Below are 14,995 nucleotides of genomic sequence, written 5' to 3'. Positions count from 1 at the left end.
GAATACTTAGAGCTAGCAAAACAGTTTGCAGAAAAACATTCTGGAGTTAAAGCAGCTAAAGCAGAATTTAAGGATATATCTGCATTCATTGATGGAAGCAGTATTAAATATGAAAAATCGCCTTCGAAGTCAACTAACAGTAGAGCCTATGAAATATTTGTTCAGATCATAGTAACAGATGAACAAGGACAAAAAACAGAAGTCACAATATCAACAGATAGCAAAGCCCTTCAATCTATTAATGTTATTGATCCTAATAGAAAAAATAATGAGAAGTATCTTGGTTAATAACAAAGCGACTGGTTTACTCCAGTCGTCTTTTTTAAGGGTTTAAATATAATGTGCAGAATAAAGTAAAGTATAGAAATGATATCAGTAGCATTAAAGATGTTTAAGTAGATAATAAAATCGCCTTAATAAGTTTGGTTAATCTCTGATAATGAATATAATCTTCAGTTGAAATAAAAAATCTGTCTCTTAATATAGATGAAGGAGTACTAATGAATATATTAATAATTTGGTTAATTATAATTACCCTATTAGGGATATATTTTAAAGTATATAAAAATTTATTAAAAATAAAAGAATTAAAATATATAGATTATAAACTACATATTACAGAGATAAGGCTTCATTATATTGATATGTTAGCTTATCTACTGCTTATATTATCCTTTGATTTATATATAGTAAAGCATGTTATCTTATTATATAGTTTTGATTTAACAAGAACTTATATACTTGCTTATGTTTGGGGAGCTCTGCTATTGTTAATAGGTTGTCTACAATCTAAACAGAATTCATAGACAAAAAATATTTTTACTAGAAGAAATTGAAATTAAGGTATTGCTTACATACTTTCAAATATGCTGATCATTGTAGTATATAGATATAAAGATACAACTATATTTAGGTTATCTATAAGTACTAAAATAGATAACAGGTTTCTATTAAAAAATTTTAAAATAATGGGAACTTTTTTGACTTAATTATACTCTATATAGAGGAGAAGATAAATTTTTATATTTTAATAGAGAATTGTAATATAATAGGGTATGACAAGGAGATAGAGATTAGATGCTAACTAATAAATTATATAAAATACTTTTATTAACTATTATTATTTTTACTGCTTTTTTTAGTTTTGCCAGTAATAAAGAAGAATTCGATCTAGCTTTTAACATTCAATCTGATGATTATTCTAAAAAGTTAAAAACAGATAAAATAGAGATGAAAGGATATATAATTGAATTTCCTTTTAATAAGTACTATATTAAGGGCAATATAAAATTAGGGAATATGAATCTAAAGATTAATGAATATAAATATACTACGACATTAAATTATTCTAATAAGAGCAGGGATATTTTCAATTTAGAGGCAGAAGGCTCTACTCCTTGTGAAGATGTTGATCTGAGTAATTTGTGTATTTCAGCTTTTACAATAGGGAATATAACTGATAATAGCTTAGAGAGAATACTTATAAATCTATCTGGCTATCCAGATACTCATGAAGACATAGATTTTAATGTTTATCCTTTAGAAAACTAAATTTTTATAAAAAGGGAGCTGTCTCAAAATAAAACTTTGAGACAGCTCCCTTTTTTGTATTATGAATACCACTCGCCTTATTTTTACTTTCTTAATGTTGAATATACTGTACTAGTCGGTCTGGTAGGATCTCCACCGAACACAAATGTAGTAAATCCTAAATTTAAATTAACTAATACTAAAGCCAAAGATATAAAACCTACTAATGTTTTTTTAATTTTCATCTCTTTTTCCCCCTTAATTATTGGTTATTAAATCTTTAATTAATTGTAATGCCTTATTTTCATCTTTATTACTTATGTAAAATTCCAAAGTTTTTAATAACAGAAGAACATCACCATCTAACGAAATATTCAATATAACATCTCTATAATCCTCAAATAATACATGTATTTTATTAAAATCTAAATTTTTATCATAAAGATGAAGTAAATCCAATATATTATTTTTAACTATATCCTGCTGATTATTTTTTTTAGCATATATCAATGATTCATTATAATATTTTTCAGCTAAATCATATTTATTTAAATGATTATATGCAATAGCAATTTGAGTGCATAGTTTAGAAAAATAGTTTGAACTTTTATTTAATTTATGAATATTATTCAAAACTTTCTCTATATATTTAAGAGTTCTATCTTCATAGCCCAGTTTCACATACGTTTCAGTCATATTTGCATATACTAAAGACAATTCATCACAATAATCTCCTAAGATTAATACATCTGCTGCTTTATTATAACTTTTTAAAGCTTCTTCATAATTTCCAACTTTAAAATAACAATTTCCCCCAGTATTTAATATTTTTCCTAATTCCCTATAATTTGTATCCTCTGTATATTTTAAAGCTTCTCTTGCTTGCTCTAAACCTTTATCTATTAGATTTAGATTATCATAAGCTAGAGCATTATTATAATGAAGAATTCCCATATACCTTTTAGGTACATTTTCCTTATTCAGAATCGCATAATCGCATAGGTTAGTAGCTTCTTTATATTTACTCGTCATAATACAATTAGCTACCAATTTTAACATAACTCTATAATTTAATTTTCTATTAGGATAATTAAAAGCACATTCCCAAGCTTTAGTATAGTAATAATATTCTTTTGTATAATCTTTTAAATAAAAATAAATGTCTCCCAATATTTCATAAACTCTTATTTTCTTATCTATTAGATTCCATTTATTTAAAAATGCTTCTATTTCTTCTATGTATTTTGCTTCAATATTATAATTCTTGGTTGTAAGCAGCTTGTCCAATTCTTTAATATATAAATTAGCTTGTTTTTTAGCATTATATCTATCGGGATTAAAAATATCTTCAGGGTCAATAATAATATCTAAACCTTTGTCTTCCATAATCTCATTAATATTTCTACAAATCAGCTTAGCCTTATCTTCTGTAAGAGAGGTTCTATTATTCTCAATTATACTTATCAGATTTCTTGTAACCTCTCCCCCTGTAATCTCATACTGTCTTAGTCCTAGCTCCGTTCTTATTCTCTTTAAGTTTTCCCCAATGGATAAATTATCATATTTTACCATTATACTCATTCCTTTAGAAAATAATAGTAGTTAATCATTATGTTACCATATGAAATTATAGTTGTAAATAGATTGACCTAATTATTTTCTTGGTATATTTTGGTATGTAGCTAAAAACAAGAGGTTGTCTCATATACAGAGACAACCTCTTGTTTTTTTATTATTAAATTATCTAAAAGTTTAGTTCTAACTTTACTCCATTAACTATAGGTAAATTATCTTTTCCATTTAATAAGCTTAATATATTTTTAGCCATCATTTTAGGACTATTGCTAAATGCATCCTTCGTACTTCCTGCCATATGAGCTGTAATAGTTATATTGTCTAATTTAAGTATTTCATCGTCTTCTGGAATAGGCTCTTTATCAAAAACATCAATGGCAGCTCCACCTATTTTGTTTTCCTTTAGGGCTTTAACCAATGCTTGTTGGTCTACTAACCCTGAACGAGCACTATTGATTAAAACACTATTTTCTTTCATTAAAGATAGCTCTCTTTTACTAATTAGGTGATGAGTTTCTTCTGTTAATCTGGCATGAATTGATACTATGTCGGAATTCTTTAAAAGAGTATCTAAGTCTGTTAATGTAACGCCTTCAAAATCTCCTTTATAGAAAGGATCATAAGCTAGTATATTGCATCCAAAAGCTTTTAAATATCCTGCTACCAATTGTCCTATATATCCAAAACCAACTAATCCAACAGTTTTTTCATTTAGTTCTGGAATATTTTCACTGTTTGGAAAATCCTTTCTCCAGTAATTATTTTTTAGAGAATAATGAGACCTAGCAATATTTCTCACTTCACTTAAAATTAACCCCATAGTAAATTCTGCAACCGACCTAGCGTTTCTTCCTGGAGTATTTAAAACTGCAATATTTTTTTCTTTAGCATAATCAACAGCAATATTTTCTACACCACCACGTAATACCCCTATGGCTTTTAAGTTCTTAGCTTTATCAATAAACGCTTTAGATATAGGAGCAAACTGAACAATAACCATATGAAATTTATCTATATCTTTTAATAAATCTTCAGAAAGAACAATTCCTTCTGGACCATTTTGCTCAATTATTAGATTATCTTTTTGTAACTCTTCTATACTATCATGGTACCAGTTTCTAACTTCTACATTTATTCCATGTTCCTTTAAGGACTTTAGACCTTCTTCCATAGTACTAGAATCAATAAAATTATCTGAAATCGCTAATATATTCATACTATCACTCCTTACTCAATTCCTTTATTTTGAGAACCAACCATTTCTATTTTATTTACAATAACTTTTTTCAATTCTTCTTTTATTGGTAAAAACAATTGATCTGGAAGAGGATCTATTCTGCTTTGACTAGTAGCAGCTTTCTTAAGTCCTTCAAACATTGCAATTCTTAAATCTGCATATAAATTTATTTTGCTTATTCCATTTTCAATAGCATTTTTAACTTGATTTATTGGAGTTCCTGAACCTCCATGAAGTACTAAAGGTACAGGACTTATATCACTTATTTCTTTAAGTCTAGGAATATTCAATTCAGGTTCTGCAACATAAACTCCATGAGAAGTACCAATAGAAACTGCCAAAGCATCTACCTTAGTTTCATTAACAAAACGTAGTACTTCTTCTGGTTCTGTTAAAAGAGATTCACCAGCATCGGTACCATCAATTTCATTTCCCCCTACTCTTCCTAATTCAGCTTCTACACTAACATTATATTGATGAGCAAAATCTACAACCTCTTTTGTATTAGCTACATTTTCCTCAAAGGATAAAGTAGATCCATCATACATAACGGATGTAAATCCATAGTGAATTGCTTTTTTGATTAATTCAATATCTGTTGCATGATCCAAGTGTAAAACTATTGGAATATTGTATCTATGGGAAACTCCTTTAACTATAGATGTTATATAGTCAAAGCCCTTTCCTTTTAAGTCATGTTCCAATACCATTAGAATTACAGGAGAATTTTGTTCTTCTGCTGTATCTAATACTGTTCTAATTAAAATATCATCTGTACAGTCAAAAGCTGGTACAGCATACTTTTCTTTTCTAGCCTTTAATAATACTCTATTTAAATTAACTAACATATCAATTCCTCCTTATCTCATTAACATACCGCCACTGGCATCTATTGTAGCACCAGTAATATAGGATGCTGGTTCTGAAACTAAAAATGTAACTATATTTGCAATATCTTCTGCTGTCGCCACTCTTCCTACAGGAATTCTAGATAAATAATAATCTTTATTTTTATCTAAAGCATCCTTTATCATATCTGTTTCCACAATCCCTAAAGCTATGGCATTTACATTGATTCCATATTTAGCTACTTCTCTAGCCATAGAAACAGTTAAAGCTACAACTCCAGATTTACTTGCTGCATAATGAGCATGACCAGTAGTAGATCCATTGAAAGCAGCTTGAGAAGTAACATTTAATATTCTGCCCGGTCTTTTCTTTTCAAGATTCTTTCTTAAAAATGCCTGACTAGTTAAAAATACAGACGTTAGATTAACATCTATGGTTTTGTTCCACTCATCTAAAGGAATATCTTGTATCCAATTTTTAGGCCAAACACCTGCATTATTAATTAAAATATCTACATTACCAAAAGCCTTTTCTCCTTCATCAATAAGAAGTTGACACCCTTCTGGAGTCCCAATATCTGCTTTTACTATAATAGCTTTACTTCCTAACTTTTCAACCTCTTCTTTAGCTTCTAAAGCTGCCTTATCATTTCTGCTATAGTTAATAACAATATTAACTCCTTCTTTAGCTAGAGCAACACATATTCCTCTGCCAACGCCTCTAGATCCACCTGTAACAACTGCACATTTATCTTTTAATTTTAAATCCATAAAATCACCTCTTCTTATTTAGCTAATTCACTCCATAAAGGAGTTAAAACATCAATAGTCTTAGAATATAAATCATATTTTTTATCATAGATTTCTTTATTGTCAGCATTTGGATAACAAGTATAAGCTACTTCAACCATAGAATTAGATGCGGCTTCAAAGGACTCAAAGTTTTTAGTTGCAATACCTGCACAAATAGCTGCACCTAAAGCCCCTAGCTCTGTACTAGTAGTTACTTCTATAGGAGTTTGCAGTACATCAGCAAAGATTTGAATCCATACTTTTGATTTAGCTGCTCCTCCAGCAATTCTTATAGCCTTTGGTTTATCTCTATATTTAAGAAGTTTATCTATATGAGCTCTATGACAAAATACTACCCCCTCATATATTGCCCTTAGCATATGAGCTTTAGTATGCCAGCCATTGAGACCTATAAAGCAAGCTTTTGCATTGGCATCTACATTAGTCCCATATAAAAAAGGTAAAAATATGACATTACTTTCCTCAGGTTTAACACTTTCTACTAAGCTATTTACATTATCATAGTCACATTCTTCTGTATTCTTCAATATTTCACTAATAAACCACTCTAGATTACTAGCAGAAGTAGGGCTTGCTTCTGTAGTCAGCCAATGTCCTTCCATACAATAAATTGAAGTCATAAACAAGTCTTTAGAAACTACAGGTTTCTTACTTATATATTCATTGATACTCCAGGTACCTGCTACAATACACAATTTCTCTTCTTCAGTTAAACCAGTAGCTATAGCAGAAGCATCTATATCAAATAATCCTCCTGCCACAGGTGTACCTTCTACTAATCCTATTTCTTCTGCTGCTTCTTTAGTAACATAACCACATATTTCTGCAGAATATTTTAGTGGAGGTAATTTTTCTATTACATCTGGGATACCAAATTCTTCAAGTAACTCTATATCATATTTAACATCTCTTACATTCATAAGGTTGGTTCCTGACATATCAGTAATTTCTGCATAAGGTTCATTGGTTAGTCTAAACCTTATATAGTCTTTACACATAAATATCCATTTTGTTTTCTCTAATACCTCTGGATTATTATCTTTAAACCATGCTAATAAAGGAACAGGCTGTCCTGCCCAAATTGACTGCATAGTTTTAGTAAGAACCTTTTCAAAAGTAGAATCTGTATACCACTTTTCTACATAATCCTTAGCTCTAGAGTCTGTAGATATTATTCCATTATAGGAGGGCTTTCCATTTTCATCAACTAAATACATACCATTGCCATGTCCTGTAGTGGCTATTCCTACTATGTCTTTTGGGTCTATAGAACTTAGTTTAATAACATCTCTTATGGCTTTAACATTAGCTTGCCACATTTCTTCCATGCCTCTTTCTGTAAAGCCAGCTTTAGGCATTATTGTTTTAGTCTTATAGCTAGAAACAGCTATTTCCCTACCACATAAATCGTATAATGCTGCCTTAGACATAGTGCCACCATTATCAACACCTAACAAATACTTATTCATAGTCTTAACCCCCATTTTATTATTTTAAAATTGAAGCCAATTTAATAATAATCCAGCCTACAGGTGTAGTAGCACCGCCAACTAAATTAGCCATTTGTGTAGAAGAATCAACTCCTTGTGGTAAAGCTACATTAGCTGTTTCAGCAGCCATTGTATAGTATGGAGCAATATCTGTACCAATATATAATACTAAAGTGATTACTACTAAACCTGTAACAAATATCCTAAACATATTCTTTCTACAATATGGAGATACCATTGGAATCAAAAATACTAAAGAAGCTAAATCTACAAAAGGAAGAACCTTATTCCCTGGTAATATTATTGCCAATAATAAAGCTGCTGGAATCATCAACAATCCAGTGGCTAAAATAGCAGGATCTCCAATTAATAAAGCAGTATCTAACCCTATATAAAATTCTCTATTTGGAAACTTCTTTTTAAGAGTAGCTTCAGCAGCATCTCTTACAGTAACTAACCCTTCAACTAAAACATTTATCATGGCTGGTAGAAGTACCATAACAGAAGCAACTTTAATCGCTAAAATCATTATTTCAGTAATATTAAATCCAGCCAATACTCCTAAAAGAGCTCCTAGAATAGTACCTAAAGTTAATGGTTCTCCCATTATGCCAAATTTCTTTGTTATAAGATCTGGATTAGCATCTATTTTATTTAAGCCAGGAATTTTTTCAATAATCCAATTAGTAGCCACTCCAATAGGAACATACATTGCAGAAGTAGCATGGGCAAAAGACACGCCTTTTAAATCATAAGCTTCTTGAATTTTTGGTGCAGTTTTATCTGCGATAATTATTGCAATAACAAAGTGAATTAAAGCACCAATTGAAGCAATGACTACGTTATCAGTAATAGCATAAATAACTCCACCAGTTAATAAAAAATGCCAATAATTAAATATATCAATATTTACAGTTTTAGTTAAATTAAAAACTAAGAGAAGCAGGTTAATTAATAAACCACCAAACACTACAAAAGGTACTATAGGTGAACCCCATCCAATAGTAGCTCCTACTGGCCAACCTGGATCTACTACAGTTAAATTCAATCCGAATCTAGCAACCATAGCTTCGGCAGCAGGTCCTAAACTATTAAGTAATAATCCAATAACAAGATTGATTCCTTCAAATCCAATACCTACTAGCATACCAGCTTTGAAAGCTTTGCCAACTTTTACTCCAAATATTAATGCTAAGATAAAGAAGATAATAGGCATCATAACAGATGGACCCATATTAATAATAGTGTTAATAATATTCATAAAATATCCTCCTTTATATTTTTAGATTAGTAAAAGTAACGTTTTCACCTCCTTACTACAAAATCAAAAAAACCTACTTAAAAGAGGTCTATATAGATCTCTTTTAAGTAGGTTTCATTTCACTTTCCTACTGCTTATATTTTATTGTTTTAACCAGACTTCCTTACAACTAGTTGTAACACCAGAAAATCCTAGTTTTTTGAACATCTCAACACTATCTAAATCTTCAACAAAGCCACCAGCTAAAATTGGTAATTTCTTATTCTCCATTATTCTATCTAAAAACTTTGGTGCCAATGGAGATGGTAATAGCTCAATGGCATCGGCTTGAGAACTTTTCAATGATTTTAAGCTTGAATCAAAAGCCCTTGAATCCATAAGAAAAAATCTCTGAATAGTAAAAAGACCGACTGATTTACACATACTTAAAACCATAATATTTGAACTCATAACCCCATCAACATTATATAAAGTTTTTAAAAGCTTTATACCCATTTTATCTGAGGAAAATCCTCCAATCAAATCTACATTAACAAAAACCTTTTTATTATGTTTCTTACACTTCTTAGCAAGAACACCTAAATTTCCAATGTGAACTTCAGAAAGTAAAACTATTGGCAATGATGTCTGTAAAAAGTCATCTAAATCTTTTAGCTGTCTAATTGAAGGAATAATTGTAAAATCATTAAATTCATTCTTCAAATTTATCACCTAATGTGAATACTTGTTCTTATTTAAATTCTATCATATATTTTTTCATTGTCAAATAGTTTAATTAACTTGCTTTATTTTTCCATGGTTGTAGATTTTAAACAAACCTTGTTTTTCCTTTATCCTTTAAATAGTTTGTAAATCTATGAACACATGTATTTATAATTAACTCTTCCGGCATTCCCACTTCTTCTAATAATTCTATCGCTTTATCAACTCTTCCAACATCAAAGGAAATATGACTATCACTATTTGCGATTACTGGAACTCCATGTTTTTTACATAACATAGCTATTTCATAGCAATTATCTTTACTTCCCTTTCTACTACTTCGAAAAGAACTATTGTTTATTTCTATTAATGTTTTTGTTTCCTTAGCCTTTAGAACAAATTTTTCCTTATGAATTGGAAAAATTGGATTTCCTGGATGAGATATTATATCTACATAATTATTTTCCATTACATTCAAAAGAGCTTTTGTATTACCATCTATATCCCAAGGTTCTATACATCCATCATGAAGTCCTGCAATTACAATATCTAAGTTTTTCAATATCCTTTCTGGAACATCTAATTGCCCTTCTTGATCCATTATATTGGCTTCTACACCTTTTAGTATTTCTACTCCATAAATTTTCTCTGGTATAACTCTTTGATTAGCTATATGATAAACATGAGGTCCTCCAGGCATTTTAGGACCATGATCCGTAATTCCTATAAATTTCAAACCCTTTTTATTAGCTTCTACAGCTATTTCTTGAACAGTACTATATGCATGTCCACTTGCTATGGTATGATTATGCATGTCTATTAGTATTTCCATTGCTTTTTACTCCCTTCCATAATCTATTAATACAATTATATCACAAAAAGATTCTCCTAATGGAGAATCTTATTATTAACCTAAACTGTAAATAATATTAAATATTAAGAAAATAATACATATTTCATCTAATTAGAATCATGCACTTTCTATACCAATGCTAAAAACTCTTACTCTATCCGTTTTTTATATTAAGAAATTTTAAAGTTTCCCTATGCTTCCACCTTATTCTGAGGTATTAAAATACCAATTATTGCTCCAAGTATTGCTGGTATCACCCAAGAGAATCCCCATGAAGCTAAAGGCAAATATTTCACTAATTTTGTAATATATTTTCCTATTCCAAGCATATTCAATGACTCTAACATACTTACTATCATTGTTGCATATATTGCATATCTATAAACATTATGATTTGATTTATCTCCTATAAACACAGTAAGTAAAATCATAACAATTACTATAGGATACATAAACATAAGTATTGGTTCTGCAAAAACTATTATAGATTCTACTCCTTTAAAAGACATAATAGCACTAAATATAGTAGTTGCTATTACTACTACCTCATATTTTAGCTTTCCTTTGGTAATCTGACTAAAATATTGTCCTACTGTTGCCACAAGACCTATAGTAGTTGTTAGGCAGGCTAAAGACACAACTAATCCTAAGCCTATTTCTCCATATCTATGCAGAGAATTATTAGCTATATTCATAACTAAGTCTGTCTTTGCTATAGTTTTTGAAAACAACGACCCTCCAGTAGCTCCTAAATATCCTAAACCACCATAAACAAAGGTTAATCCAATAACTGCTATAAATCCAGCTTTTTTAGTCATATCTATTTGTTCTTTTTCATCGTCATATCCATTTTGAATTAATGAAGTAGTTATGATTCCTCCAAATAATATTGATGCTAAAGCATCCATAGTTTGATAACCTTGAATAAATCCATCAGAAAAAGGTTTAGCTAAATCTTCAGGTATTGGAGACCCCATAGGATCAGCTATACCTTTAATTATTATTAAAGCTAATAAAATTAATAAAGTTGGTGTTAGTACTTTTCCTAGTCTATCAATCACATTATTTGGTTTTATTACCAATGCTAATGTAATCCCAAAATATATTATAGAAAATATTATAGGACTTGCATTAGGAAGATTGGGTATAACTCCTATTTCAAAAGCTGTTGCTCCTGTTCTCGGTATTGCTAATAATGGTCCTATAGCTAAAACTACAGTAATCCCTAAAAACTTACTAAATAAAGGGGATACTTTCCTACCTAATTTATCTACATCTCCACCAGCTTTTGCAGAAGCTATTATTCCTAAGAGAGGTAAACCTATTCCAGTTATAAAAAATCCTACCATAGACCAATTCCACTTATCTCCTGCCAACAGTCCTAAAAATGGAGGAAATATTAGATTCCCTGCTCCAAAAAACATGGAAAACAACGCTGCCCCTAATATAATTGCATCATTTTTCTTTCTAACCACTTTCTGCTTCCCTCCTATTCAAAGTATTTTAACTTATTTTTATTTTAACACTTTTTAGAAAACTTTTCAATTTTCCCTATTCAGTAAGATCCTATTTATCTCCTACCTACATTTAATCCAATGATGGGACATTCTCCTATTATACCAAAGGCAAACTAATTAGCACAAATATTTATAAAAAGCTATACAGAGATATTTCTTGTCATACACTCTTATCTTAATATGATATAATATATCGTAATAAACTATAAACCAAATGGAGGTATTTATGGAAAATAATAAAAATAAATTAGTTTATCTTTCAGCTATACTATATGCTGTGATTACAGGGCTTTCTTTTCTATTTACTAAAATAGCATTAAGAAGTGCAGACCCTATTGATATACTTGCTTACCGTTTTTCTGCATGTTTTATAGCGATTTTAATACCTGTATTATTTAAATGGATTAAGTTTGATTATAGTAGGGAAAAGGTTAAAAGAATTCTTCCTCTCGCTTTACTTTATCCACTATTGTTTTTTAGCTTCCAGACCTTTGGACTACAATACGCATCTTCTTCTGAAGCAGGGATATTATTAGCCTCAGCACCTATATTTACTTTAATCTTATCTACTTACTTTTTAAAAGAAGAAACCAATTTATTTCAAAAATTATCTATAATATTATCTGTTTTGGGCGTTGTATATATTTTCATAATGAAAGGATCATCCATTGACTTTAGTAACTTAAAAGGAATCATATTTCTTCTTTTATCTGCTTTATCTTTTTCTGGTTATAGTGTTATGGCTAGAACCTTAACCAAAGATTTCACTGGTACTGAACTTAGTTACATAATGATTATCATTAGTTTTATAGGATTTAACATTGTATCTATTACAAAACATTTAGTAGATGGCACTATAGGCAATTTTTTTATTCCTCTTAGATATTTGGACTTTATTATAGCTATAATCTATTTAGGAGTATTATCGTCCTTAGTTACATCTTTACTTACAAACTACATTTTATCTAAAATTGAAGCTTCTAAAATGAGTGTGTTTTCTAACCTAGGAACTGTTATTTCTATATTGGCTGGTGTTATATTTTTAAAGGAAGAAATTTTTTATTATCATATTATAGGTTCTATTCTTATTGTTGGTGGTGTAATAGGAACAAACTTTCTAGACAAGAGAAAACTTTAGATACAAAGCAAAAAAGCCATGGAGTATGGAATAACTACCATACTTCATGGCTTTTAATATGTACTGGATAACCAACTTTATAATTTACGCATTAAGCCATTCGTATAATTTTAATATTATTTTCCTTTGATAAATCTATTAGTTTATCTTTAACTTTTATTATTGGGTTTGACATATTATGAGGAGGTATGTATACTACTTCTCCAAGTTTCTTTTCATTTGTTATAACTTTTTCTCCAATATAACAATTTAAAATATTTTTAAAAAATGTAAAAGCAATTTCTAAATCATACGCTTCTAAACCTTTTTGGTGAAATATCTTAACAGTCTCAAAAGGAGTAACTTTTTCTTTATAAGCTCTTTTTGAAGTAAGGGCATCATAAAAATCTGATACTGCTATTATCTTTGAGTACAATCCAATATCCTTGCCAGTGATACCATAAGGATATCCACTACCATCCTCTCTTTCATGATGGCATAAGACAACCGACTTAATTTTATCGTCTATTCTTTCATCATCTTTTATCAGCTCATATCCTAATATAGTATGTTTCTTTATTGTTTCAAACTCATCTTCAGTAAGTTCGTCTTTCTTATTTAAAATATCATTAGAAATTTGAGTTTTTCCTATATCATGAAGGATTGCTGCCATAACAATCTCTTTAATTATATCTTCCTCTAATCCCATCCATTTTGCAATTAAAGATGAATATATGGATACATTTATACTATGATGATAAGTATATTTATCATGGTATTTCAATCTGTTTATATATCTTACAGCAGTATTTTTATTATAGGTTTCCTCAAAAACTGATAGTGTAATGTCTTTGATAGATTCAATCTCTAATTGTTCTCCTTTAGAAAAGCTATCTATAGTTTGTTTAATGATAGAAATATTATCTTGATATTTTTCTTCAAAGCCTTGAATTTCATATTCTAATAAGCTATTTTCTTCCTCTACACCATCATTTACATAAATTTGTATTGTGTCAATATCAAAATACTCTAATCTTTCTATAATATGCTTTGATAATAATATGTTCTTGGGCACAATTAAAGTCCCCTTATCATCTAAAACATCCCCAGCTATAATACTACCTTCATTACAAGCCCTTACATCAACCAACTTTTTAGACATATGTATCACCTTTTTTCTATTTATAATCTTTGCTTTATAACGAATAGGAAAGTTCTACTTTTTTCTTTTTTCGATGTAGGAACTTTCCGTAAATGAGTTTCAAAAAAAGCTACCTTAAAACGCTTCTTTAGAAGCTTTTTTTATTTTGCCCTATTATGATATATAACGACAAATTTCTGTAAAAGTTTACCTCTAATTCATAGTCCTTTGGTTGCATATATTACAATAATATAAAGTTTTTCAAATTTATCTAACATTTCTCCATAACAAAATTCTTTATTACATTAAAATAGACTAGGGATAAAATAAATTATCCCTAGTCTATTTTAATGTTTATAAGCCATATAGAATGCTTTTATATTTTCTTCTACTGCCTTTGTCGGTACATTTTCTTTCAGTACTTCTTCCCAAGTTGTCATTTTTATATCTAAATGTTGTGCCAATACTCCTATTAATATGGTATTGGCTGCCTTAATATTTCCTGCTGTCTTAGCTTCTTCTAGTGCATCTATTTCTATTATATTAAATTTATTTTTTAAGTTATCTATCTCTTCTTCAGGATACTCTTCCTTTTCTAATAATACAGGTGTAGGATATACCTTCTTTTTATTTAAAATTATAATTGCTCCTTCTTTCATTAAATAACTCCAACGATAAGCTTCCAATGGTTCCATTCCCAATATAATATCCCCTTCACCTAAAGGAATATTTGGAGAATAAACTTTTTCTCCTATTCTAACTGAACCCCAGACCATTCCTCCTCTTTGGGAAAGACCTACTACATCATTGGTCTTTACATCTAAGCCTTCTTTAAAAGCCGCCTCAGATATTATCTTCGTAGCCAATACTAGTCCTTGACCACCAACTCCTGCAACAATTATATTTTTCAT

General features: G+C 29.5%; 16 protein-coding genes. 4 read left to right on the top strand and 12 right to left on the bottom strand.

What is annotated here, in order from left to right; translation table 11 throughout:
- The 3 genes from KQI42_RS19370 to KQI42_RS19360 form a co-directional block, all read left to right on the top strand.
- A partial coding sequence (locus KQI42_RS19370) for a hypothetical protein (protein WP_216522166.1) occupies positions 1–288 on the top strand: 288 nt, incomplete at its 5' end.
- A gap of 212 nt (positions 289–500) precedes the next feature.
- Positions 501–806 (top strand): hypothetical protein, encoded by a 306-nt coding sequence (locus KQI42_RS19365; RefSeq protein WP_216522164.1) that lies wholly within the window; start codon positions 501–503, stop codon positions 804–806.
- A gap of 271 nt (positions 807–1,077) precedes the next feature.
- Positions 1,078–1,551, top strand: a complete 474-nt coding sequence (locus tag KQI42_RS19360; protein ID WP_216522162.1) for a hypothetical protein — start codon at positions 1,078–1,080, stop codon at positions 1,549–1,551.
- A gap of 83 nt (positions 1,552–1,634) precedes the next feature.
- Here the strand turns inward: KQI42_RS19360 and KQI42_RS19355 are convergent, their stop codons facing one another.
- The 10 genes from KQI42_RS19355 to brnQ form a co-directional block, all read right to left on the bottom strand.
- Positions 1,635–1,775, bottom strand: a complete 141-nt coding sequence (locus KQI42_RS19355) for a hypothetical protein (RefSeq protein WP_216522159.1) — start codon at positions 1,773–1,775, stop codon at positions 1,635–1,637.
- Between the two features lie 13 nt (positions 1,776–1,788).
- Entirely contained in the window at positions 1,789–3,111 is a 1,323-nt protein-coding gene (locus KQI42_RS19350; RefSeq protein ID WP_216522158.1) for a helix-turn-helix domain-containing protein, read from the bottom strand.
- Between the two features lie 163 nt (positions 3,112–3,274).
- The gene (locus KQI42_RS19345; protein ID WP_216522157.1) at positions 3,275–4,321 is read right to left on the bottom strand and encodes a 2-hydroxyacid dehydrogenase; all 1,047 of its coding nucleotides are present in this window, start codon (positions 4,319–4,321) and stop codon (positions 3,275–3,277) included.
- 11 nt (positions 4,322–4,332) lie between these two features.
- Positions 4,333–5,190, bottom strand: coding sequence for a class II fructose-bisphosphate aldolase (locus KQI42_RS19340; RefSeq protein ID WP_216522156.1), 858 nt, complete (start codon positions 5,188–5,190; stop codon positions 4,333–4,335).
- A 12-nt stretch (positions 5,191–5,202) separates the two neighbouring features.
- On the bottom strand, positions 5,203–5,961 hold the full coding sequence (locus tag KQI42_RS19335; RefSeq protein ID WP_216522155.1) for an SDR family NAD(P)-dependent oxidoreductase: 759 nt from the start codon (positions 5,959–5,961) through the stop codon (positions 5,203–5,205).
- A 14-nt stretch (positions 5,962–5,975) separates the two neighbouring features.
- Complete coding sequence (locus KQI42_RS19330; protein ID WP_216522154.1) at positions 5,976–7,472, bottom strand: FGGY-family carbohydrate kinase; 1,497 nt, start codon at positions 7,470–7,472, stop codon at positions 5,976–5,978.
- A 19-nt stretch (positions 7,473–7,491) separates the two neighbouring features.
- Entirely contained in the window at positions 7,492–8,754 is a 1,263-nt protein-coding gene (locus KQI42_RS19325) for a PTS galactitol transporter subunit IIC (protein WP_216522152.1), read from the bottom strand.
- Positions 8,755–8,895: 141 nt separating this feature from the next.
- The gene (locus KQI42_RS19320; protein ID WP_216522150.1) at positions 8,896–9,456 is read right to left on the bottom strand and encodes a glycerol-3-phosphate responsive antiterminator; all 561 of its coding nucleotides are present in this window, start codon (positions 9,454–9,456) and stop codon (positions 8,896–8,898) included.
- Positions 9,457–9,562: 106 nt separating this feature from the next.
- Positions 9,563–10,288 carry a phosphatase gene (locus KQI42_RS19315; RefSeq protein WP_216522148.1) on the bottom strand — a complete coding sequence of 242 codons (726 nt, stop codon included), beginning with the start codon at positions 10,286–10,288 and terminating at the stop codon, positions 9,563–9,565.
- Between the two features lie 212 nt (positions 10,289–10,500).
- Positions 10,501–11,784, bottom strand: a complete 1,284-nt coding sequence (gene brnQ, locus KQI42_RS19310; protein ID WP_216522146.1) for a branched-chain amino acid transport system II carrier protein — start codon at positions 11,782–11,784, stop codon at positions 10,501–10,503.
- A 268-nt stretch (positions 11,785–12,052) separates the two neighbouring features.
- On the opposite strand from brnQ, the gene KQI42_RS19305 reads away from it, so the two are divergent.
- Positions 12,053–12,964: a DMT family transporter gene (locus KQI42_RS19305; RefSeq protein ID WP_216522144.1), complete on the top strand. Its 912-nt coding sequence runs from the start codon at positions 12,053–12,055 to the stop codon at positions 12,962–12,964.
- A gap of 91 nt (positions 12,965–13,055) precedes the next feature.
- Here KQI42_RS19305 and KQI42_RS19300 read toward each other — a convergent pair whose 3' ends face one another.
- Positions 13,056–14,105 carry an HD-GYP domain-containing protein gene (locus tag KQI42_RS19300; RefSeq protein ID WP_216522142.1) on the bottom strand — a complete coding sequence of 350 codons (1,050 nt, stop codon included), beginning with the start codon at positions 14,103–14,105 and terminating at the stop codon, positions 13,056–13,058.
- A gap of 326 nt (positions 14,106–14,431) precedes the next feature.
- Positions 14,432–14,995: an indolepyruvate oxidoreductase subunit beta gene (locus tag KQI42_RS19295; protein ID WP_216522140.1), complete on the bottom strand. Its 564-nt coding sequence runs from the start codon at positions 14,993–14,995 to the stop codon at positions 14,432–14,434.

Origin of the sequence: Tissierella simiarum, from assembly GCF_018917865.1 — a bacterium.
GTDB classification, from domain to species: Bacteria; Bacillota; Clostridia; order Tissierellales; family Tissierellaceae; genus Tissierella_C; species Tissierella_C simiarum.
Note: the sequence above shows the minus strand (reverse complement) of the source record. Positions and strands in the feature narration are given on the sequence as shown.

What these genes read in the sequence shown, in the direction of transcription:
- KQI42_RS19330 (WP_216522154.1), bottom strand. Translation starts at nt 7,472, where the DNA reads ATGAATAAGTATTTGTTAGGTGTTGATAATGGTGGCACTATGTCTAAG.
- KQI42_RS19340 (WP_216522156.1), bottom strand. Translation starts at nt 5,190, where the DNA reads ATGTTAGTTAATTTAAATAGAGTATTATTAAAGGCTAGAAAAGAAAAG.
- KQI42_RS19325 (WP_216522152.1), bottom strand. Translation starts at nt 8,754, where the DNA reads ATGAATATTATTAACACTATTATTAATATGGGTCCATCTGTTATGATG.
- KQI42_RS19335 (WP_216522155.1), bottom strand. Translation starts at nt 5,961, where the DNA reads ATGGATTTAAAATTAAAAGATAAATGTGCAGTTGTTACAGGTGGATCT.
- KQI42_RS19345 (WP_216522157.1), bottom strand. Translation starts at nt 4,321, where the DNA reads ATGAATATATTAGCGATTTCAGATAATTTTATTGATTCTAGTACTATG.
- KQI42_RS19360 (WP_216522162.1), top strand. Translation starts at nt 1,078, where the DNA reads ATGCTAACTAATAAATTATATAAAATACTTTTATTAACTATTATTATT.
- KQI42_RS19315 (WP_216522148.1), bottom strand. Translation starts at nt 10,288, where the DNA reads ATGGAAATACTAATAGACATGCATAATCATACCATAGCAAGTGGACAT.
- KQI42_RS19350 (WP_216522158.1), bottom strand. Translation starts at nt 3,111, where the DNA reads ATGAGTATAATGGTAAAATATGATAATTTATCCATTGGGGAAAACTTA.
- KQI42_RS19355 (WP_216522159.1), bottom strand. Translation starts at nt 1,775, where the DNA reads ATGAAAATTAAAAAAACATTAGTAGGTTTTATATCTTTGGCTTTAGTA.
- KQI42_RS19365 (WP_216522164.1), top strand. Translation starts at nt 501, where the DNA reads ATGAATATATTAATAATTTGGTTAATTATAATTACCCTATTAGGGATA.
- KQI42_RS19295 (WP_216522140.1), bottom strand. Translation starts at nt 14,995, where the DNA reads ATGAAAAATATAATTGTTGCAGGAGTTGGTGGTCAAGGACTAGTATTG.
- KQI42_RS19305 (WP_216522144.1), top strand. Translation starts at nt 12,053, where the DNA reads ATGGAAAATAATAAAAATAAATTAGTTTATCTTTCAGCTATACTATAT.
- KQI42_RS19300 (WP_216522142.1), bottom strand. Translation starts at nt 14,105, where the DNA reads ATGTCTAAAAAGTTGGTTGATGTAAGGGCTTGTAATGAAGGTAGTATT.